Below are 19,902 nucleotides of genomic sequence, written 5' to 3'. Positions count from 1 at the left end.
CCTGAATACTACCTGGACCAGGATTGCTGCTAAGCGTAGTCATTTGGCGAAAATCTCCAGCAATCGTGGCGCTATCTTGTCCAGCGGGCGAATCTCCACAGCCGCGTCGATGGCCGCTGCCGCTTTCGGCATGCCATAGACTGCGCTGCTTTGTTGGTCCTGAGCGATGGTCAGGTAGCCCTGTTGACGCATGAGTTTAAGCCCCTGCGCGCCATCGCGCCCCATCCCGGTCAACAAAACACCCACGGCATCGCCATTCCAGTAACTGGCCACGCTCTCGAAAAACACATCGATCGAGGGCCGATAGATCTCGTTGACCGGCTCGGCGGTGTACGCCAGCGTGCCGTTTTTCAGGAGGCGAATATGGTGGTTGGTGCCAGCCAGCAACACGGTGCCCGGCTGCGGCGGCTCCCCCTCCTGGGCCAGGCGCACGTTCAGGCCGCTGGCACTGCTGAGCCATTCGGCCATGCCGGCGGCGAACACCTGGTCGACGTGCTGGACCAGCACAATGGCCGCCGTAAAATCTCGCGGCAGGCCCTTTAGCAGCACTTCCAGCGCCGCAGGGCCGCCCGCGGACGAACCGATGGCGATCAATTTCTGTCGGGAGCCCGAGTGGCGCAACGGACTCGGCGGGGGGCGCACCTGATTACCCTTGCCGCCGATCAGCCAGCTGATGTTCAGGATCTTGCGCAGTAGCGGCGCCGCGGCTTCCTGGGCATTGCCGGCACCGATCGCGGGCGTATCCACCACATCCAGCGCCCCATGCCCCATGGCCTCGAACACCCGATGCACGTTCTGCTGGCGGTCGACCGTGACAATCACAATGGCGCACGGCGTCTCCGCCATGATCCGTCGGGTCGCCTCGACGCCGTCCATCACCGGCATGATCAGGTCCATCAGGATCAGGTCCGGGGTGTTTTCCACGCAACGTTGCACCGCTTCGGCCCCATTGCCGGCGACCCAGATCACCTCGTGCGCTGGCTCAAACGCCAAGGCGCGGCGCAAAGCCTCTACCGCCATGGGCATGTCGTTGACGATTGCGATTTTCATGCCCGCGCTCCTCCGATGAGCTCAACCACTGCATCAAGCAGGGCGTCGTCATGAAAACTGGCTTTGGCTAGATAATAGTCGGCCCCGGCGTCCAGTCCACGACGACGGTCTTCTTCACGGTCCTTGTAAGACACCACCATAACCGGCAGCGATTGCAATCGATTGTCCCGGCGCAATAAAGACACCAGTTCGATGCCATCCATGCGCGGCATGTCGATATCGGTAATCAGCAGATCGAAATCCTCCGAACGCAGGGCGTTCCAGCCATCCATGCCATCCACCGCCACGGCCACGTCGTAGCCGCGATTGACCAACAATTTGCGCTGCAACTCGCGAACGGTCAGCGAATCGTCGACCACCAGCACCCGTTTGCGCGCCGCTTCGGGCGCCTGATTACTGTGGCGGGCAATACGTTCCAGGCGACCGGTATTGAGCAGTTTATCCACGGACCGCAGCATGTCTTCGACGTCGACAATCAGCACCACCGAACCGTCGTCGAGCAAGGCGCCGGCAGAAATGTCCTGCACCTTGCCCAGACGTTCGTCCAGCGGCAAAACCACCAGCGTGCGCTCGCCGATGAACCGCTCGACCGCGACGCCGTAGATCGCATCGCGCTCGCGGATTACCACGACCTTGAGCGTTTGGTGACTGTTCTGATTTGCCGGGCGCTGGAGCAATTGGCTTGCGGCGACCAATCCGACGTGCCGGCCTTCGTACCAGAAGTGCTGACGGCCTTCGACCTGCACGATGTCCTCCGGCTCCAGATCGCACATGCGCTCGATGTGAGCCAGCGGAAACGCATACGCCTCGTCGCCGACTTCCACCACCAGACTGCGCACCACCGACAGCGTCAGCGGCACTTCGAGGTGGAAACGGCTGCCCTCGCCCGCCGCCTGCTCCAGCACCACCGCACCGCGCAACTGACGGACCATGTGCTGAACCGCGTCCAGCCCGACGCCGCGCCCAGACACTTCGGTGACCTTGTCCCGCAGGCTGAACCCCGGCAGGAACAGAAACGTCAGCAGTTCCTCTTCGCTCAACTGCGCGGCGGTTTCCGGCGGAGACAACTGACGCTCGATGATGCTGCGGCGGACCTTTTCCAGATCGACGCCGTTGCCGTCATCGCTCAATTCCAGTACCAGCAGACCGGCCTGATGGGACGCGCGCAGGCGGATCAAACCTTCTTCAGGTTTGCCGGCCAGCAACCGTTGCCCCGGGGATTCAATGCCATGATCGACGGCGTTACGCAGCAGGTGCGTCAGCGGCGCTTCGAGTTTTTCCAGAACGTCGCGGTCGACCTGGGTTTTCTCGCCCTCGATCTCCAGACGTACCTGTTTGCCAAGGCTGCGACCCAGGTCACGGACCATGCGCACCTGGCCGGTCAGCACATCGGCAAACGGCCGCATGCGACAGGCCAGCGCCGTGTCGTACAACACCTGCGCCCGTTGACTGGCCTGCCAGGCGAACTCATCCAGTTCGGCGTTTTTTTCCACCAGCAATTGCTGGGATTCCGCCAGCAACCGCCGAGCATCTTCGAGGGCTTCCCGGGCCTCCAGGCTCAAGGCCTGCTCCTTGAGGTGGACGTTGAGGTTTTCCAGTGCCCGCAGGCCGTTATTCTGCAGGCGTTTCAAACGCTGCATGGTGGCCAGGTGCGGTTTGAGCCGCAGGGTTTCCACCAGGGATTTACTCGACAGGTCGAGCAGGCTGTTCAAGCGTTCGGCCGTGACCCGCAAGACACGCTCGCCGTTTTCGGTGGTGCGCTTGGTGTTACGCGGTGCGACGGGTTCGACTGGCACCTCCGGCGCTTCGGGCGCGGCGATGACTGGCTCGATTTCTGGAGTCAACCGTTCGAGGGATGGGACTTCCGGACCGGTCATGAATGGCGCAATCGGCGTGCTGATCGGCGCGGCAAGTGCCAGCGGATCCAGCAGACGCCCCATCAAGCCCACATAACTATCGATGTCCGCCGGCGTTGGCCCGTTGTTCGGCGTAGCGATGCGCATCAGCAAATCGGTGCCCTGCAGCAAGGCATCTATGTGCTCGGGGCGCAGATACAATCGGCCTTCCTGGGCACTGACCAGGCAATCTTCCATCACATGGGCAACGCTGACCCCGGCATCGACCCCGACGATCCGCGCCGCGCCCTTGAGCGAGTGGGCCGCACGCATGCACGACTCGAGGTGCACGGCCTGGGTCGGATCGCGTTCAAGCGCCAGCAGACCCGCGCTCAACACCTGGGTCTGGGCTTCGGCTTCCAGGCTGAACAGTTCCAGCAACGAGGCGTCGCGCATTTGCTCGGGGGTCATGTGAGGCTCCGGGTCACGGCGGACAGCAGCTGTTCTTCATCCAGCCAGCGCAGGCTGCGACCTTTGAATTGCAACACGCCACGGGTGTATTTGGCGCTCGCCTGGCTACCGGAGAGGGACGCCGCGTCGAGGGTGCGTTCGTCGATGGCATGGATGCCGTCGACTTCGTCCACCGGCACCACCACCGGCCCCCCGTGGGCGGCAATGATCAACATGCGCGGCATCACGCGCGCGCCTGAAGCCACGCTGCTGGTGGCGTCCAGCCCCAGCAGTTCCACCAGCGAGAGGCACGCCACCAGCGCGCCGCGCACGTTCGCCACGCCAAGCAAGGCCCGGGAGCGCTGGTGCGGCAGGGAATGGATGGCTTGCAGCGGCGCCACTTCCACCAGGCTGCGGGTGGCCAGGCCCAGCCATTCTTCACCGAGGCGGAACATCAACAGCGAGCGGGTTTTCACATCGCTTTCGACCGCGACCGAGACTTGCCCGCGGTCATCCTGCTGCAACGCGTAGCGGTCAAGCAAACGCGTGGCGGCGGCCGAATACACCGCGCAGTTGCGGCAGTGAATATGGTCGATCAGCAGCGGGCAGGACTTGTCGCCGTGGATACCGATGCGGTTCCAGCAATCGTCGATGGCCTGGGCATCTTCATGGGTGAGGCTAAAGGTGTCGGCGGTCATCGTTTGCGCTCACTGTCTACGCGCTCGCTGCGGGCGGCGCGGTCCTGCAATCGTCGGGCGCCCGCCGTGTCGCCCTGGGATTGCAGCAAGGCCGCCAGGTGCATCAACGCGTCGGGATGTTGCGGTTCGAGGTACAACGCCTTGCGATAGAAACCCTGGGCTTCGAAAGCACTGCCGGCAACATCGCTGAGCAGGCCGAGCCAGTAAAACACCTGGGCCACCGGTTCATGGCTGCGCAAATAGCGTTCGCACGCGGCGCGAGCTTCGGCGCTTTTGCCTTCGTTGGCCAGTGCGGCGATGTTGGCCAGCAACGTGGCGGCGTCCGGGTTGACGGCTTTCACCACCAACGGCAGCGGCGTCACGGTTGCGAAAGGCCGGTTGCGAACGGGCGGCGGCGTCACGCTGCGCACCGGCTGGCGCGCCGGCAGCCGTGTCGGCACAAAGGCTGGAACAGGTTCAGGCGCCGGGGCGCTCTGGCGACTGAACGCGAAAGACTGCGCAATGCCAATCGAGCGCATGCCAAAGCGCCCCAGCAAACTGCCCTCGGCCGGGCCGATAAACAGCACACCATCGACATGGGTCAGACGCTTGAGCACTTCGAAGACTTGTTGTTGAGTCGGCTGATCGAAATAGATCAGCAGGTTGCGGCAGAACACGAAGTCATACGGTGGTTCGTTGGCCAGCAACGCCGGATCCAGCAGATTGCCGACCTGCAAACGCACCTGTTCCAGGACTCGCTCGCTGAGGCGATAGCCATCGTCCGCAACGCTGAAATGCCGTTCGCGGAAAGCAAGGTCCTGGCCACGAAACGAGTTCTTGCCGTACAGCGCGCGCCTGGCTTTTTCCACCGACAGCGGGCTGACGTCCATGCCTTCGACTTTGAACTGGTGTGGCTTGAATCCGGCATCCAGTAACGCCATGGCAATGGAATAGGGTTCTTCGCCAGTGGAACACGGCAGGCTGAGGATTCGCAGCGCACGCATGTGGTTGATGTCGGTCAGGCGTTTGGTCGCCAGTTTCGCCAGGGTGGCAAAGGATTCCGGGTAACGGAAAAACCAGGTTTCGGGAACGATCACCGCTTCGATCAGCGCTTGCTGCTCATCCAGCGAGCTCTGCAAGGTGTGCCAATACTCATCGGCCGTCTGCGACCGCGATGCAGTGCTGCGCTGGCGCACGGCACGCTCGATGATCGCCGGGCCCACCGAGGTTACGTCGAGGCCGATGCGTTCCTTGAGAAAATCGAAAAACCGCTGGTCGCTGCTCATGGCCGCTCCTCAAACAACGCCGGATCCAGTGGCGGTGACGGAAACAGCAGTGCGCGAACCTGTTCATCCAGCAGGTCAGCGACACGCACCCATTGCAGCAAACCTTGCGCATCTTCGCGAACAGGTCCGAGGTAAGGCGCCTGGCGATTGTCGAGGCCATAAGGCTGGAAATCCGCCGGGTTGCAGCGCAGCGTGTCGGTCGCCTGTTCCAGGATCAGCCCGAGCAACTGCGCGTCAACGGTTTCGTCCGGGCGGTAATTGACCAGCACCAGGCGCGTGCTGGTGCGGGCCTGAGCCGGCAAACCGAACGTCAGCGCACTGAGGTCGATGACCGGCACCACCGCGCCGCGATAGGCGAACACTCCGGCGACCCAGTCCGGTGCGCGGGGAATCGGCTTCAACGGCAGACGCGGCAGCACTTCCGCCACCTCGATCGCTTGCAGGGCATAGCGTTCGCTGCCGATGCGAAACAGCAGAAACAACGCCTGCATCGCCGGCTTCACGGCGGTGCGTTTGGCCGTGAGTTCGCTCATCAGACTTTGAATCGCGAAACGCCGCTACGCAGCCCGACGGCCACCTGGCTCAGTTCGTCGATGGCAAAACTGGCCTGGCGCAGGGACTCGACGGTCTGGCTGCTGGCATCGCCCAACTGCACCAGCGCGTGGTTGATCTGTTCGGCACCGGTGGCCTGGGCCTGCATGCCTTCGTTGACCATCAACACCCGCGGCGCCAGCGCCTGAACCTGATGGATGATCTGCGACAGCTGTTCGCCGACCTGCTGCACCTCGGACATGCCGCGGCGCACTTCTTCGGAAAACTTGTCCATGCCCATGACCCCCGCCGACACCGCCGACTGGATCTCGCGCACCATCTGTTCGATGTCGTAAGTGGCCACGGCGGTCTGGTCCGCCAGACGCCGCACTTCGGTGGCGACCACGGCAAACCCGCGGCCGTATTCACCGGCCTTCTCGGCTTCAATGGCCGCGTTCAAGGAAAGAAGGTTGGTCTGGTCGGCGACCTTGACGATGGTCACCACCACCTGATTGATGTTGCCGGCCTTTTCGTTGAGGATCGCCAGTTTGGCGTTGACCAGATCGGCTGCGCCCATCACCGAATGCATGGTTTCTTCCATCCGCGCCAGGCCCTGCTGTCCGGAACCGGCAGCCACCGAGGCCTGATCGGCAGCGGTGGACACTTCGGTCATGGTGCGTACCAGATCCCGCGAGGTGGCGGCGATTTCACGGGATGTCGCGCCGATTTCCGTGGTGGTGGCGGCGGTTTCCGTAGCGGTGGCTTGTTGTTGCTTGGAGGTGGCGGCGATCTCGGTGACCGACGTGGTGACCTGCACCGACGAGCGTTGAGCCTGGGACACCAGCGACGTCAGCTCGGTCATCATGTCGTTGAAGCCGGTTTCCACGGCGCCGAATTCGTCCTTGCGCTCCAGGTTCAAGCGGCTGCTGAGGTCGCCGGTGCGCATGATTTCGAGGATCTGCACGATGCGGTTCATCGGCGCCATGATCGCGCGCATCAGCAACAGACCGCAGAGGCCGGCGGCCAATATCGCCACCAGCAGGGAGATGCCCATGATGACTTTCGCGGTGATCACGGCATCATCGATGTTCGCAACATCAACATCTGCCACTGCTTTGTTTTCGCGAATGATGTCGTTGAGCTTCATGCGACCTGCGGTCCAGGCCGGGGTCAGCTGCTCGTTGAACATCTTGATGGCTTCGACCTCCTGATTACGCTTGTGCAGGTCGTGCACTGCGGCCAGGACTTTGTGGTAGTTCTCATGGAGCTTTTCGAAGACGGCGTACTCGACCTTGTCTTCATCGGTCGTCACGGTTTCCTGATATCGGGCCATCTGCTCCTGCAGGTGCGCTTGATAGGTTTTGGATTTTTCGGCCTCTTCAGCGCTAAAACCCTGCCCTTCTTTCAAGCCGAGCATTTCCTGGGTTTGCAGGTAAGTGTCTACCCAGGCGCTACGCACCATTGAGCTGTAATACAAACCGGGCAACGCGTCGTCGCGAACGCTGGCTTCGCTCGCTTCAATCTTCAGCAACCGCGAATACGAGACGACGACCATCAGCAGCATGATGGCGATAATCACCGCAAAGCTCGCCAAAATGCGTTGGCGCAACGTCCAGTTCTTCACAGTCAGTCCTCGGGGCCATTTCAAATGCCGGGGAGTATAGCCGAGGGCGGTGTTTCATTTATAAGACGGATGCGTGGCGCTTCTCATCTCGAGGAAAAACGTTGGCGGTGGCTTTGAATGAAGTGACGCGCCTGGTGACGCCATCGCGGGCTAGGTCTGGGCGGCATTCCGACGATGGCGATCTTGAGCCTTAAAGGGCAGCCTGGCGTACCTGCTTTTCCAGCTCGGCCTTCAAACCCGGCTCCAGCTTCAGCTGCCGAGCGAGTTCATCCAGGTAGGACTTCTCCATAAAGTTCTCTTCGTCCACCAGCATCACGCTGGCGATGTACATCTCGGCGGCCATTTCCGGGGTGCTGGCGGCGCGCGCCACATCGGTTGGATCGAGCGGCTTGTTGAGCTCGGCGTGCAACCAGTGTTGCAGCTCCTGATCGTTGTCGAGTTTGGTGAACTCGCCTTCGATCAACGCGCGCTCGCGCTCATCGACATGACCATCAGCCTTGGCCGCGGCCACCAGCGCCTTGAGGATCGCCTGACTGTGTTGCTCGACCTGGGCGGCCGGAACCCGGTCCACCGTTTGCGGTTCGCCCCGAGATGCAGTGCCCTGCTGGGCCTGCCAGTTACCGTAAGCCTTGTAGGCAATGACGCCCAGCGCTGCGAGGCCGCCGTAAATGGCGACTTTGCCGCCGACTTTGCGAACCTTTTTGTTGCCGATCAACAGCCCCATGGCGCCCGCCGCCAGTGCACCTCCACCGGCGCCCGAGAGCAAACTGCCAAGGCCGCCCGAGCCACCGCTGCCGCCGAGCAGCCCACCCAGGCCGCCGCTGGAAGCCTTGTTCTGTGCACCACCCGCCTTGTTCTGCAGCAGGTCCTGGCCGGACTTGAGTAGTTGATCGAGCAATCCACGGGTAATCATTTTTGCCACCTCCACGAAAGGGGTTTACCGACACTTAAGGCCACCAGCCTAGATCGAAAGTGCCCATCCCTTCCCGGTGAGAGTGCTTCCAGATGTTGCTCATCTCCTGTAACGCAAAAATGCCTATCGAATAAAAAGATATACACTCGAGTGAATCTATAAAAACCGCCCACCGGGTAATTCTTCATGATGACCTTGCGTCAGATTCGCCATTTCATCGCCGTGGCTGAGACCGGCTCGATCTCGGCCGCCGCGCAAACTGCGTTCATTTCCCAATCGACACTGACCCTGGCCATCCAGCAACTGGAGCAGGAAATCGGCGTCGGACTGTTCAACCGTCATGCCAAGGGCATGACTCTGACCCACCAAGGACATCAATTCCTACGCCAGGCGCACTTGATTCTGGCGACGGTGGACAACGCCAAGCGCAGCCTGCAACAAAGCACCGACCAGGTCGCCGGGCAATTGATCATCGGCGTGACCAGCCTCGTCGCCGGTTACTATCTCGCGGATTTGCTCACCCGTTTTCAACGCGCCTACCCCAACGTCGAGATCCGCGTGATGGAGGACGAGCGCCCGTACATCGAGCATTTGCTGGTCAGCGGCGAGATCGATGTCGGCGTGCTGATCCTCTCCAACCTCGAGGACCGCCACGCCCTGCAAACGGAAGTGCTGACCCATTCGCCCCATCGATTATGGTTGCCGGCCCAGCATCCGCTGCTGGAACACGACAGCATCAACCTCGCCGACGTCGCCCGTGAGCCACTGATACAGCTGAACGTCGATGAAATGGATCGCAATGCCCAGCGCATGTGGTCGGCGGCGTCGCTTCAACCGCGCATCACCCTCAGGACCGCTTCGACCGAGGCGGTGCGAAGCCTGGTCGCCGCCGGATTGGGCGTGTCGATCCAGCCCGACATGACGTACCGCCCATGGTCATTGGAGGGCGACATCATCGAAGCGCGGCCCATCGCCGATCTCAGCCAGACCCTCGACGTCGGCCTGGCCTGGCGCCGTGGCACGGCGCGCCCGGCGCTGGTGGACCCGTTTCTGACGGTCGCTCGCGAGCAACCCCACGGCGGGCGCAAGCCATCTATTTAATCGAACGCCACCTTCAGTATTTAGTATTTGTCGACCTCGGGTCCGGGCACTAGTCTTGGTGCATCTATAAGACGGCCGGCCCCAGTCACTGGGAGCAGCATGGCCACACAAGAAAAGAGATCCCGAAAAATGGCTGGCACGCAGACCCCGTTGTTCACCGCGTTGTTGATCGATGGCGAACTGGTCGCGGGTCAGGGTTTTGTCGAACCGATCCTCAATCCGGCCACCGGCGAGGTGCTGACGCACATCGCCGAAGCCAGCACCGAGCAAGTCGAAGCCGCGATCCTCGCGGCCCATCGTGCGTTCGCCAGTTGGTCGCGGACCACGCCGCAGCAGCGCTCGAACCTGCTGCTGGACATTGCCAACGCCATCGAAAAACAAGCCGACCTGCTCGCCCGCCTCGAATCCCTGAACTGCGGCAAACCCTTGCACCTGGCCCGTCAGGACGACTTGAGCGCGACGGTCGACGTGTTCCGCTTCTTCGCCGGTGCCGTGCGCTGCCAGACCGGCCAGCTCAGTGGCGAATACTTGCCGGGTTACACCAGCATGGTGCGCCGCGATCCTATTGGGGTGGTTGCGTCCATCGCGCCGTGGAATTACCCGATCATGATGGCCGCGTGGAAAATCGCCCCCGCCCTCGCCGCCGGCAATACGCTGGTGTTCAAACCGTCCGAGCACACGCCGCTGTCGATTCTGGCCCTGGCGCCCGCACTGGCGGAGATCCTGCCGCGCGGCGTGATCAACATCATTTGTGGCGGTGGTGAAGGCGTTGGCAGCCACTTGGTCAGTCACCCGAAAATCCGCATGGTGTCGCTGACCGGCGATATCGTCACCGGGCAAAAAATCCTGCAAGCCGCTGCGAAAACCCTGAAGCGCACGCACCTCGAACTCGGCGGCAAGGCGCCGGTGATCGTCTGCAACGATGCGGACATTCAAGCCGTGGTCGACGGCGTGCGCACCTACGGTTATTACAACGCCGGCCAGGACTGCACCGCCGCCTGCCGGATTTATGCACAGGCCGGGATTCACGACCGACTGGTGGCCGAACTCGGCGCAGCGGTCAGCAGCCTGCGCTTCGCCGGCAAACGCGACGCCGACAACGAAATTGGTCCATTGATCAGTACCCGCCAGCGCGACCGCGTGGCCAGTTTCGTCGAACGTGCCCTCGGCCAGCCGCACATCGAGCGGGTGACCGGCGCGGCCGTGCATTCCGGCGCCGGCTTCTATTACCAACCGACGTTGCTCGCCGGTTGCAAACAGAGCGATGAAATCGTCCAGCGCGAAGTGTTCGGGCCGGTCGTGACCGTGACCCGTTTCGACCAACTCGAACAAGCCGTGGACTGGGCCAACGACTCGGAATACGGCCTCGCATCGTCGGTCTGGACCCAGAACCTCGACAAAGCCATGCAGGTCGCCGCGCGCCTGCAGTACGGCTGCACCTGGATCAACAGCCATTTCATGCTGGTCAGCGAAATGCCCCATGGTGGCCTGAAACGCTCGGGCTACGGCAAAGACCTCTCCAGCGATTCGCTTCAGGACTACAGCGTGGTGCGGCACATCATGGCGCGCCACGGACAACATCTCTGACTACGCTAATAACAAGCCGCCAACGGCATGCTTCACCACGTTCACAACTGCCCCGACCATAATTAAAGAAGAGGGAATTCCCATGTTCGTGCACAAGACCGCACTGCTCAGTGCAATCACCACGGCGCTGCTGGCGAGCGCCAGCATCCAGGCCGCCGAACCGCTGAAAGCCGTCGGTGCCGGCGAAGGTCAGCTGGATATCGTCGCCTGGCCCGGCTACATCGAACGTGGCGAAAGCGACAAGGCCTACGACTGGGTGACCGATTTCGAGAAGGAAACCGGCTGCAAGGTGAACGTGAAAACGGCCGCCACTTCCGATGAGATGGTCAGCCTGATGTCCAAGGGCGGCTACGACCTGGTGACCGCGTCGGGCGATGCGTCGCTGCGGTTGATCGTCGGCAAGCGCGTACAGCCGATCAACACCGCGTTGATTCCGAACTGGAAGAACCTTGACCCGCGTCTCAAGGATGGCCCGTGGTACGTCGTCAACAAACAAACCTTTGGCACTCCGTACCAGTGGGGGCCGAACGTGCTGATGTACAACACCAACGTGTTCAAGACTGCCCCGGACAGCTGGAGCGTGGTGTTCGAAGAGCAGACCCTGCCGGACGGCAAGTCCAACAAGGGCCGGGTCCAGGCTTACGACGGTCCGATCTACATCGCCGATGCGGCGCTCTACCTCAAGGCGAAACGGCCGGAACTGGGGATCAAGGACCCGTACCAGCTCAACGAAGAACAATACAAAGCCGCGCTGGACCTGCTGCGCAAACAGCAGCCGTTGATTCACCGCTACTGGCATGACGCGACCGTGCAGATGAGTGACGTCAAGAACGAAGGCGTCGTGGCGTCCAGTACCTGGGGCTACATGGTCAACGGTCTGGTGGCGGACAAGCAGCCGGTGGCCTCGGTCATTCCGAAAGAAGGTGCCACGGGTTGGGCCGACACCACCATGCTGCACGCCGACGCCAAACACCCGAACTGTGCCTACAAGTGGATGGACCATTCGCTGCAACCGAAGGTCCAGGGTGACCTGGCCGCCTGGTTCGGTTCGTTGCCGTCGGTTCCGGCGGGCTGCAAAGAGAGTGAATTGCTCGGCGCCGAAGGCTGCAAGACCAACGGTTTCGACCAGTTCGAAAAAATCGCCTTCTGGAAAACCCCGCAGGCTGAAGGCGGCAAGTTCGTGCCATACAGCCGCTGGACCCAGGACTACATCGCGATCATGGGCGGCAGATAACACACCGCCCCCCGTGGCGAGGGAGCTTGCTCCCGCTGGAGTGCGGAGCACTCCCAAAAGGGCTGATGCGGTCTGCATGACAGGCCGCATGACTGGTTTTGGGGCGGCTTCGCCACCCAGCGGGAGCAAGCTCCCTCGCCACACACGCCAACTGATTCAGATTTTTCAGATGTCCTGGCGGGGCCGCTGTGACGGCCCTCGCCTTTTCGGAGCACCGCACCATGACGCTTGCAGTCCAGTTCACCAACGTTTCCCGTCTATTCGGCGAAGTGAAAGCCGTAGACCGGGTTTCCATCGACATCCAGGACGGCGAGTTCTTTTCCATGCTGGGCCCTTCCGGCTCGGGCAAAACCACGTGTTTGCGCCTGATCGCCGGTTTTGAACAACCGAGCGCAGGCTCGATCCGGATTCATGGTCACGAAGCCGCCGGGCTGCCGCCGTATGAGCGTGACGTCAACACAGTGTTTCAGGACTACGCGCTGTTCCCGCACATGAACGTGCTCGACAACGTGGCCTACGGGTTGAAAGTCAAAGGCGTCGGCAAGGCAGAACGCCGCAAACGCGCCGAAGAAGCCCTCGACATGGTCGCCCTCGGCGGCTACGGCGAGCGCAAGCCGGTGCAGCTCTCCGGCGGTCAACGCCAGCGTGTGGCCCTGGCCCGCGCATTGGTCAATCGCCCACGGGTGTTGCTGCTCGACGAACCCCTCGGCGCCCTCGACTTGAAGCTGCGCGAGCAAATGCAGAGCGAGCTGAAGAAGCTGCAACGCCAGCTCGGCATCACGTTCATTTTCGTCACCCACGATCAGACCGAAGCGCTGTCGATGTCTGACCGCGTGGCCGTGTTCAACAAGGGGCGCATCGAGCAGGTCGACACGCCACGCAATCTCTACATGAAACCGGCGACCACCTTTGTCGCGGAATTCGTCGGCACCTCCAACGTGATTCGCGGCGATCTGGCGCAGCAACTCAGCGGCAATCCGCAGCCGTTTTCGATCCGCCCGGAACACGTGCGTTTCGCCGAAGGCCCGCTGGCCAGTCACGAAATCGAAGTCAGCGGTTTACTCCACGACATTCAGTACCAGGGCAGCGCCACGCGCTATGAACTGAAACTGGAAAACGGCCAGACACTGAACATCAGCCAGGCCAACAACCAGTGGCTGGACGTCAGCGCGCAGCATCAGACCGGGCAACGCCTCAGCGCACGCTGGGCGCGGGAAGCGATGATCCCGCTGCACGACACCGTTGCCGGCGGGGTGTGAGATGACCAGCGTAGCTCTCCCTCAAACGCCGGCCGGCGGCTCGCCGTTGCGCAGGTTTTCCAACCTGCTGTATCGCCGACCGAATTTTTACCTGGCGCTGCTGCTGGTGCCGCCACTGTTGTGGTTCGGCGCGATCTACCTCGGTTCGCTGCTGGTGCTGTTGTGGCAAGGCTTCTACACCTTCGACGACTTCACCATGGCGGTCACGCCGGACCTGACCCTGGCCAATTTCGCCGCGCTGTTCCAGCCCTCGAACTTCGACATCATCCTGCGCACCTTGAGCATGGCAGTCGTGGTGTCGATCGCCAGCGCCATCGTCGCGTTCCCGATTGCCTACTACATGGCGCGCTACACCACGGGCAAAACCAAGGCGTTTTTCTACATCGCGGTGATGATGCCGATGTGGGCCAGTTACATCGTCAAGGCCTATGCCTGGACCTTGCTGCTGGCCAAGGGCGGCGTGGCGCAGTGGTTCGTTCAACACCTTGGACTGGAGCCGGTCTTGCAGTTCGTGCTGGGCATTCCGGGCGTGGGCGGCAGCACCTTGTCGACATCGCACCTGGGACGTTTCATGGTGTTCGTCTACATCTGGCTGCCGTTCATGATCCTGCCGATTCAGGCCTCGCTGGAACGTCTGCCGCCCTCGCTGCTGCAAGCCTCCGCCGACCTGGGTGCCAAGCCACGCCAGACCTTCATGCAGGTGATTCTGCCGCTGTCGATTCCGGGCATCGCCGCCGGTTCGATCTTCACGTTTTCGCTGACCCTGGGCGACTTCATCGTGCCGCAACTGGTGGGCCCGCCGGGGTACTTCGTCGGCAGCATGGTCTACGCCCAGCAAGGCGCGATCGGCAACATGCCGATGGCCGCGGCCTTCACGCTGGTGCCGATTGTGCTGATCGCCATTTACCTGACCATCGTCAAACGACTGGGGGCCTTCGATGCACTCTGAGAAAGCTTCTTTAGGCCTGAAAATCGCAGCCTGGGGCGGACTGGTGTTCCTGCACTTCCCGATCCTGATCATCTTCCTCTACGCCTTCAACACCGAAGACGCAGCGTTCAGCTTTCCGCCCAGGGGCTTCACCCTGAAGTGGATCGGCGTGGCGTTCTCACGGCCGGACGTTCTGGAAGCGATCAAACTGTCGCTGCAGATCGCCTCCGTGGCGACGCTGATTGCGATGGTGCTCGGCACGCTGGCATCGGCCGCGTTGTACCGGCGGGATTTCTTCGGCAAGCAGGGCATCTCGCTGATGCTGATTTTGCCCATCGCGTTGCCAGGAATCATCACCGGGATCGCGCTGCTGGCGACGTTCAAGACGCTGGGCATCGAGCCGGGGATGTTCACCATCATCGTCGGCCACGCGACCTTCTGCGTGGTGATCGTCTACAACAACGTCATCGCCCGGTTGCGCCGCACGTCGCACAGTTTGATCGAAGCCTCGATGGACCTCGGCGCCGACGGTTGGCAGACCTTCCGCTACATCGTCCTGCCGAACCTGGGCTCGGCGATGCTCGCCGGCGGCATGCTCGCGTTTGCGCTGTCGTTCGACGAAATCATCGTCACCACCTTCACCGCCGGCCATGAACGCACCCTGCCGCTGTGGCTGCTCAACCAGCTCAGCCGCCCACGGGACGTGCCGGTGACCAACGTCGTCGCGATGCTGGTGATGATGGTGACCATGCTGCCGATTCTCGGCGCCTATTACCTGACCCGTGGTGGTGAGAGCGTGGCGGGCAGTGGCGGGAAATAACTGACAACGACTACTCACTGTAGGGACCCGCGCCCACATTTGGGCCGGTTCCTACAGAAGAAAACAACAGTTCCGAAGAGGACAGAACCATGCAAACCCAACTCTTGATCAACGGCCAACTGCTCGACGGCGAAGGCCCCGCCCAACCGGTGTTCAACCCGGCCCTCGGTCGCGTGCTGGTGGAAATCAACGAAGCCAGCGAAGCCCAGGTCGATGCCGCGGTGCGCGCCGCCGACGCCGCGTTCGACAGCTGGTCGCAGACTCCGCCCAAGGAGCGCTCGCTGCTGCTGCTCAAACTCGCCGACGCCATCGAAGCCCACGGCGAAGAGCTGGCCAAACTCGAATCCGACAACTGCGGCAAACCCTACAGCGCCGCGTTGAACGACGAGATTCCGGCGATTGCCGACGTGTTCCGTTTCTTCGCCGGCGCCAGCCGTTGCATGAGCGGCTCGGCCGGCGGTGAATACCTGGCCGGCCACACCTCGATGATCCGCCGCGATCCGGTGGGCGTGATCGCCTCCATCGCGCCGTGGAACTACCCGCTGATGATGGTCGCCTGGAAAATCGCCCCGGCCCTCGCCGCCGGTAATACCGTGGTGCTCAAGCCGTCGGAGCAGACCCCGCTGACCGCGCTGCGCCTGGCGCAACTGGCGTCGGAAATCTTCCCGGCCGGCGTACTCAACCTGGTGTTCGGCCGTGGTCCTTCCGTCGGCAGCCCATTGGTCACCCACCCGAAAGTGCGCATGGTGTCGCTGACCGGCTCCATCGCCACCGGTTCGAACATCATTTCCAGCACCGCCGACAGCGTCAAACGCATGCACATGGAACTGGGCGGCAAGGCCCCGGTGATCATCTTCGACGACGCCGACATCGACGCCGCCGTGGAAGGCATTCGCACCTTCGGTTTCTACAACGCCGGGCAGGACTGCACCGCGGCCTGCCGCATCTATGCGCAGGAAGGCATCTACGACAGATTCGTCGAGAAGCTCGGCGCGGCGGTCAGTAGCATCAAGTACGGCCTGCAGGATGACCCGTCGACCGAACTCGGGCCGCTGATCACCGCGCAGCACCGCGACCGGGTGGCCGGTTTTGTCGAACGCGCCATGGCGCAATCGCACATCCGTTTGATCACCGGCGGCAAGGCGGTTGAAGGCAATGGTTTCTTCTTCGAGCCGACGGTGCTGGCCGACGCGCTGCAGGACGACGAAATCGTCCGTCGCGAGGTGTTCGGGCCGGTGGTGTCGGTGACCAAGTTCGCCGATGAAGCGCAGGTGCTGGGCTGGGCCAACGATTCGGACTACGGCCTGGCGTCGTCGGTGTGGACCGCCGACGTCGGTCGTGCGCATCGCCTGTCGGCGCGCTTGCAGTACGGCTGCACCTGGGTGAACACGCACTTCATGCTGGTCAGCGAAATGCCCCACGGCGGTCAGAAATTGTCCGGCTACGGGAAGGACATGTCGATGTACGGGCTGGAGGACTACACCGTTGTGCGGCATGTGATGTTCAAGCACTAAAAGCTTCGCGAGCAAGCCGGCTCCTACAAAGGTTTTTGTGCACGACGCGGACCTGTGGGAGCTGGCTTGCCAGCGATGGCGTCAACTCGGTTTCAGGGCCGAAACCGGCAACACGCACCACCAGGTTTCAACGCAGACAACCAAAACAATAACCACCGATCCGGGCAGCGCCGCCAAGGCCCCGCCACGGTTTCGGACATCCGAAATCTGCCGATTTTCCGGAGCTAACACACCATGAACGCCATCCCCGAACTCTCTGCAGCCGCTGCCGACAGCGATGCCGAGCAACTCCTCAAGCTGGGTTACACGTCCAACTTCAACCGCAGCATGAGCCTGTGGGAAAACTTCGCCCTGGGCTTCACTTACCTCTCGCCGGTCGTAGGGGTTTATACCCTCTTCGGCCTGTGCCTGGCCGCCGGTGGGCCACCGATGTTCTGGGCCTATTTGCTGGTCGGTTGCGGCCAGTTGCTGGTGTGCCTGATCTTCGGTGAAGTGGTCTCGCAGTTCCCGATTTCCGGTGGCGTCTACCCATGGGCTCGCCGCTTGGTGGGCAAACGCTGGGCGTGGATGGTCGGCTGGATCTACTCCATCGCCCTGTGCGTCACCATCGCTGCCGTTGCCGTGGGTGCAGGACCTTACCTGGCCGCGATGATGGGTTTTGAACCCAGCGGTAACACCAACATCGTCATCGCTCTGGTGCTGACGCTGTTCGCCACACTGGTCAATCTCAGCGGCACCAAAGTGCTGGCGCGGATCGCCATGTTCGGCTTTCTCTGCGAGTTGGTCGGCGCGGTGATCGTCGGCGTGTACCTGCTGATTTTCGAACGCCATCAACCGATCAGCGTGCTGTTCAACACCTTCGACATCAGCATTGATGGTTCCTACCTGCCGGCCTTCCTGACCGCCTCGCTGGCGGGGATGTTCCTGTACTACGGCTTTGAAGCCTGCGGCGACGTGGCTGAAGAAACCCCGAACCCGAGCAAGCAGATCCCGGTGGCCATGCGCATGACCATCTACATCGGCGGCATCGCGGCGATGTTCGCCTGCCTGGCGCTGATCCTCGCCGTGCCGGACATGCAAGCGGTGATCAACGGCACCGACAAAGACCCGGTCACCACCATCCTCAACAACGCCTTCGGCCCGGTCGGTTCGAAAGTGGTGATGGGCGTGGTGATGATTTCCTTCATCTCCTGCGTCATCAGCCTGCAAGCGGCGGCGAGTCGTCTGCTGTATTCCTACGCCCGGGATGAAATGGTCATCGGCAGCTCACTGTTGAAGAAGATTTCCCCTACAACCCAGGTTCCGGTTGCCGCGTTGTTCGTCTCCGGCGTCCTGCCGGCGCTGATCATCATTCTCGGCTTCTTCCTGCAAGACGCGGTGGCCACCATCGTCAGCTTCGCCGCCATCGGCATCTACCTGGCGTTCCAGATGATCGTCCTCGCCGCGCTGTATGCACGCCTGAAGGGCTGGAAACCGAGCGGCAAATTCACCCTCGGCGCATGGGGTTGGCCGGTGAACATCGGCGCGCTGGTTTATGGTGTCGGCGCCATCATCAACATGGCCTGGCCGCGCACGCCGGATGCAGCGTGGTACATCAACTATGCGATGGTGTTGAGTACGGCGATCGTGATTGGGTTGGGGCTGCTTTATATGTGGATTGCCAAGCCGTATGACCATGGCGCGGCGCCTGCGGGGGATGCGTGGAAGGTTAGTCGCTAAGAACGATTGCCCCGGGATTCTGTGGGTTCCCGGGGCAAGCTTGGCGCCTCAGACTCCAGTTTTACGCTTCGTGCAAAAACAGGAAAATCCTACAGACCAAGCCTTCTCGCAAAGGCTCTAATTCCTACGACACGCGTCGCCAGAGTAGACTTGCCGCTGCGAGCGCCTGACCGATAGGCTTTGTCCCGTCGCTGCAAAATCAGCGATCCGGAGTCGAAGCCGGGAAATGTCAGAACGGTGCTTACGTGCCCCCATAGAACTGTGGCTGCTTTTCTACCTCTAGTTCTGCTTTATGGCGGGCCGTGTGGCGCGGGCCTTTCGGCTTCCGTTTTGACCTGGAAGTGTCCCGACTTCGAACGCCACTCGGTTCGCCACCCAACCTGTCGAAGGGTTGGTGGTGACTTTCCAATTCAAAACGGAATTTAAGTCATGTCAGAGCACACAAAAACCGCAGCCGTCTCCTACTTCACCCCAACCATCTTCCCCCGCCACAACCGTTTCCTCCACGCCGTCATCCAAGCAAACCAAGCCTGGTTCTGTGTCCACGACCTGGGACGTTTGATGGGCCGCCCGCTGGACCAGCGACTCACCCAAAAACTCGATCCCGATCAGCGTCGATATGTCTGGCTGCTGAAAAACGGCAAAACCGTCGAATCACTCATGGTCAGCGAGTCTGGAATGTACGCATTGCTGGTCCACCATTTTGTCCCGGAAAACCGCAACCTGCGCCAATGGCTGAGTAACGAAGTCATACCTGCGCTGCGTGAGTCGAACGCGGCACCTGTGGAAAACATGCCTAGCCTGAGTTCGTTGCAATGGGGCGGGCTCTCGGTGCCGCTGCTGCACTGGCAACAGTCGGCCTGGATCAAGTGGCGGGACATGCCGGATCTGGTCCAGGCACAGCGGCCGTTTCCAATCATGGGCACTTGCAGCTGAAGCACAGCCAATGAAAAGGGGCAGACTTCACAGTCCGCCCCTTCAGTTTGGGTACATCTATTAAATGGCTTTCACGGTAACCACCTCGACTCAAAACCGCGAAACACTACGCATCGCATCCACCAGATACCGCATCGCGATCCGGTCACTCTCCGACAACTCGCGATACCGCTCCACCAGTTTCAACTCCTCGGAATTAAGCCGACGCCTTCGCCGCCCGATACCCAGGCAAGGGAAGATCCCCAACATTTCGGTAATGCCTTGTACTTTCGACATGGACGATGTCCCTCTTTACGTCAAAGAAAACTTCAGATACCGCATCGCCCTTCTCTTTTTCAGCCGCGTCCTTGTACAACTGAATCCCACCGGCCTGAGGGCAGAAACCGGTCATGCCCATAGGATAGGAAGTAAATTGGCGCTGAAAAGCGGTTTTTAGAG

17 protein-coding genes are annotated in these 19,902 nt (G+C 61.6%); 9 read left to right on the top strand and 8 right to left on the bottom strand.

Annotation, left to right across the window (positions count from 1 at the left end; translation table 11 throughout):
• Positions 1–39: 39 nt before the first annotated feature.
• The 7 genes from ACM6IQ_RS18280 to ACM6IQ_RS18250 all read right to left on the bottom strand — a co-directional run bounded on the left by ACM6IQ_RS18280 (position 40) and on the right by ACM6IQ_RS18250 (position 8,366).
• On the bottom strand, positions 40–1,050 hold the full coding sequence (locus tag ACM6IQ_RS18280; RefSeq protein WP_414879483.1) for a chemotaxis response regulator protein-glutamate methylesterase: 1,011 nt from the start codon (positions 1,048–1,050) through the stop codon (positions 40–42).
• The gene (locus ACM6IQ_RS18275; RefSeq protein WP_414879482.1) at positions 1,047–3,356 is read right to left on the bottom strand and encodes a hybrid sensor histidine kinase/response regulator; all 2,310 of its coding nucleotides are present in this window, start codon (positions 3,354–3,356) and stop codon (positions 1,047–1,049) included. Before ACM6IQ_RS18275 ends, ACM6IQ_RS18280 begins: the two co-directional genes overlap by 4 nt.
• Positions 3,353–4,033 (bottom strand): chemotaxis protein CheW, encoded by a 681-nt coding sequence (locus tag ACM6IQ_RS18270; protein ID WP_414879481.1) that lies wholly within the window; start codon positions 4,031–4,033, stop codon positions 3,353–3,355. Before ACM6IQ_RS18270 ends, ACM6IQ_RS18275 begins: the two co-directional genes overlap by 4 nt.
• Entirely contained in the window at positions 4,030–5,298 is a 1,269-nt protein-coding gene (locus tag ACM6IQ_RS18265; RefSeq protein WP_414879480.1) for a CheR family methyltransferase, read from the bottom strand. Before ACM6IQ_RS18265 ends, ACM6IQ_RS18270 begins: the two co-directional genes overlap by 4 nt.
• Positions 5,295–5,831, bottom strand: coding sequence for a chemotaxis protein CheW (locus ACM6IQ_RS18260; RefSeq protein WP_017336654.1), 537 nt, complete (start codon positions 5,829–5,831; stop codon positions 5,295–5,297). Before ACM6IQ_RS18260 ends, ACM6IQ_RS18265 begins: the two co-directional genes overlap by 4 nt.
• Positions 5,831–7,453, bottom strand: coding sequence for a methyl-accepting chemotaxis protein (locus ACM6IQ_RS18255; RefSeq protein ID WP_017336653.1), 1,623 nt, complete (start codon positions 7,451–7,453; stop codon positions 5,831–5,833). Before ACM6IQ_RS18255 ends, ACM6IQ_RS18260 begins: the two co-directional genes overlap by 1 nt.
• Positions 7,454–7,643: 190 nt before the next feature.
• The gene (locus ACM6IQ_RS18250; protein ID WP_414879479.1) at positions 7,644–8,366 is read right to left on the bottom strand and encodes a tellurite resistance TerB family protein; all 723 of its coding nucleotides are present in this window, start codon (positions 8,364–8,366) and stop codon (positions 7,644–7,646) included.
• Positions 8,367–8,552: 186 nt separating this feature from the next.
• Here ACM6IQ_RS18250 and ACM6IQ_RS18245 point away from each other — a divergent pair, with 186 nt between their 5' ends.
• From ACM6IQ_RS18245 to ACM6IQ_RS18205, 9 genes are all read left to right on the top strand, one after another.
• Complete coding sequence (locus ACM6IQ_RS18245; protein WP_008072897.1) at positions 8,553–9,467, top strand: LysR family transcriptional regulator; 915 nt, start codon at positions 8,553–8,555, stop codon at positions 9,465–9,467.
• 129 nt (positions 9,468–9,596) lie between these two features.
• The gene (locus ACM6IQ_RS18240) at positions 9,597–11,054 is read left to right on the top strand and encodes a gamma-aminobutyraldehyde dehydrogenase (RefSeq protein ID WP_017336651.1); all 1,458 of its coding nucleotides are present in this window, start codon (positions 9,597–9,599) and stop codon (positions 11,052–11,054) included.
• Positions 11,055–11,136: 82 nt separating this feature from the next.
• Positions 11,137–12,288 (top strand): putative ABC transporter substrate-binding protein YdcS, encoded by a 1,152-nt coding sequence (ydcS, locus tag ACM6IQ_RS18235; RefSeq protein ID WP_017336650.1) that lies wholly within the window; start codon positions 11,137–11,139, stop codon positions 12,286–12,288.
• Positions 12,289–12,509: 221 nt separating this feature from the next.
• Positions 12,510–13,547 (top strand): ABC transporter ATP-binding protein, encoded by a 1,038-nt coding sequence (locus ACM6IQ_RS18230; protein WP_017336649.1) that lies wholly within the window; start codon positions 12,510–12,512, stop codon positions 13,545–13,547.
• A gap of 1 nt (position 13,548) precedes the next feature.
• Complete coding sequence (locus tag ACM6IQ_RS18225) at positions 13,549–14,496, top strand: ABC transporter permease (protein ID WP_017336648.1); 948 nt, start codon at positions 13,549–13,551, stop codon at positions 14,494–14,496.
• Complete coding sequence (locus ACM6IQ_RS18220; protein WP_414879478.1) at positions 14,486–15,295, top strand: ABC transporter permease; 810 nt, start codon at positions 14,486–14,488, stop codon at positions 15,293–15,295. The genes ACM6IQ_RS18225 and ACM6IQ_RS18220 overlap by 11 nt, the downstream gene beginning before the upstream one ends.
• 89 nt (positions 15,296–15,384) lie before the next feature.
• Complete coding sequence (locus ACM6IQ_RS18215) at positions 15,385–16,809, top strand: gamma-aminobutyraldehyde dehydrogenase (protein WP_414879477.1); 1,425 nt, start codon at positions 15,385–15,387, stop codon at positions 16,807–16,809.
• 234 nt (positions 16,810–17,043) lie between these two features.
• Positions 17,044–18,528, top strand: a complete 1,485-nt coding sequence (locus tag ACM6IQ_RS18210) for an APC family permease (RefSeq protein ID WP_414879476.1) — start codon at positions 17,044–17,046, stop codon at positions 18,526–18,528.
• 429 nt (positions 18,529–18,957) lie between these two features.
• A complete protein-coding gene (locus tag ACM6IQ_RS18205; protein ID WP_414879475.1) occupies positions 18,958–19,464 on the top strand; it encodes a Bro-N domain-containing protein in 507 nt (168 codons plus the stop codon).
• Positions 19,465–19,554: 90 nt separating this feature from the next.
• On the opposite strand, the gene ACM6IQ_RS18200 is transcribed toward ACM6IQ_RS18205, so the two are convergent.
• Positions 19,555–19,740 carry a hypothetical protein gene (locus ACM6IQ_RS18200; RefSeq protein ID WP_017340256.1) on the bottom strand — a complete coding sequence of 62 codons (186 nt, stop codon included), beginning with the start codon at positions 19,738–19,740 and terminating at the stop codon, positions 19,555–19,557.
• Positions 19,741–19,902: the final 162 nt, after the last annotated feature.

It is taken from the genome of Pseudomonas sp. IT-P100, from assembly GCF_949767185.1.
Lineage (GTDB): Bacteria > Pseudomonadota > Gammaproteobacteria > Pseudomonadales > Pseudomonadaceae > Aquipseudomonas > Aquipseudomonas fluorescens_B.
This window is presented reverse-complemented; position numbering and strand designations above follow the sequence as displayed.

Bases quoted from the DNA above. Each gene is read 5' to 3' on its own strand.
- ACM6IQ_RS18215 (WP_414879477.1), top strand. From the start codon at position 15,385: ATGCAAACCCAACTCTTGATCAACGGCCAACTGCTCGACGGCGAAGGC.
- ACM6IQ_RS18275 (WP_414879482.1), bottom strand. From the start codon at position 3,356: ATGACCCCCGAGCAAATGCGCGACGCCTCGTTGCTGGAACTGTTCAGC.
- ACM6IQ_RS18280 (WP_414879483.1), bottom strand. From the start codon at position 1,050: ATGAAAATCGCAATCGTCAACGACATGCCCATGGCGGTAGAGGCTTTG.
- ACM6IQ_RS18245 (WP_008072897.1), top strand. From the start codon at position 8,553: ATGATGACCTTGCGTCAGATTCGCCATTTCATCGCCGTGGCTGAGACC.
- ACM6IQ_RS18225 (WP_017336648.1), top strand. From the start codon at position 13,549: ATGACCAGCGTAGCTCTCCCTCAAACGCCGGCCGGCGGCTCGCCGTTG.
- ACM6IQ_RS18270 (WP_414879481.1), bottom strand. From the start codon at position 4,033: ATGACCGCCGACACCTTTAGCCTCACCCATGAAGATGCCCAGGCCATC.
- ACM6IQ_RS18265 (WP_414879480.1), bottom strand. From the start codon at position 5,298: ATGAGCAGCGACCAGCGGTTTTTCGATTTTCTCAAGGAACGCATCGGC.
- ydcS (WP_017336650.1), top strand. From the start codon at position 11,137: ATGTTCGTGCACAAGACCGCACTGCTCAGTGCAATCACCACGGCGCTG.
- ACM6IQ_RS18220 (WP_414879478.1), top strand. From the start codon at position 14,486: ATGCACTCTGAGAAAGCTTCTTTAGGCCTGAAAATCGCAGCCTGGGGC.
- ACM6IQ_RS18210 (WP_414879476.1), top strand. From the start codon at position 17,044: ATGAACGCCATCCCCGAACTCTCTGCAGCCGCTGCCGACAGCGATGCC.
- ACM6IQ_RS18230 (WP_017336649.1), top strand. From the start codon at position 12,510: ATGACGCTTGCAGTCCAGTTCACCAACGTTTCCCGTCTATTCGGCGAA.
- ACM6IQ_RS18205 (WP_414879475.1), top strand. From the start codon at position 18,958: ATGTCAGAGCACACAAAAACCGCAGCCGTCTCCTACTTCACCCCAACC.
- ACM6IQ_RS18240 (WP_017336651.1), top strand. From the start codon at position 9,597: ATGGCTGGCACGCAGACCCCGTTGTTCACCGCGTTGTTGATCGATGGC.
- ACM6IQ_RS18200 (WP_017340256.1), bottom strand. From the start codon at position 19,740: ATGTCGAAAGTACAAGGCATTACCGAAATGTTGGGGATCTTCCCTTGC.
- ACM6IQ_RS18260 (WP_017336654.1), bottom strand. From the start codon at position 5,831: ATGAGCGAACTCACGGCCAAACGCACCGCCGTGAAGCCGGCGATGCAG.
- ACM6IQ_RS18250 (WP_414879479.1), bottom strand. From the start codon at position 8,366: ATGATTACCCGTGGATTGCTCGATCAACTACTCAAGTCCGGCCAGGAC.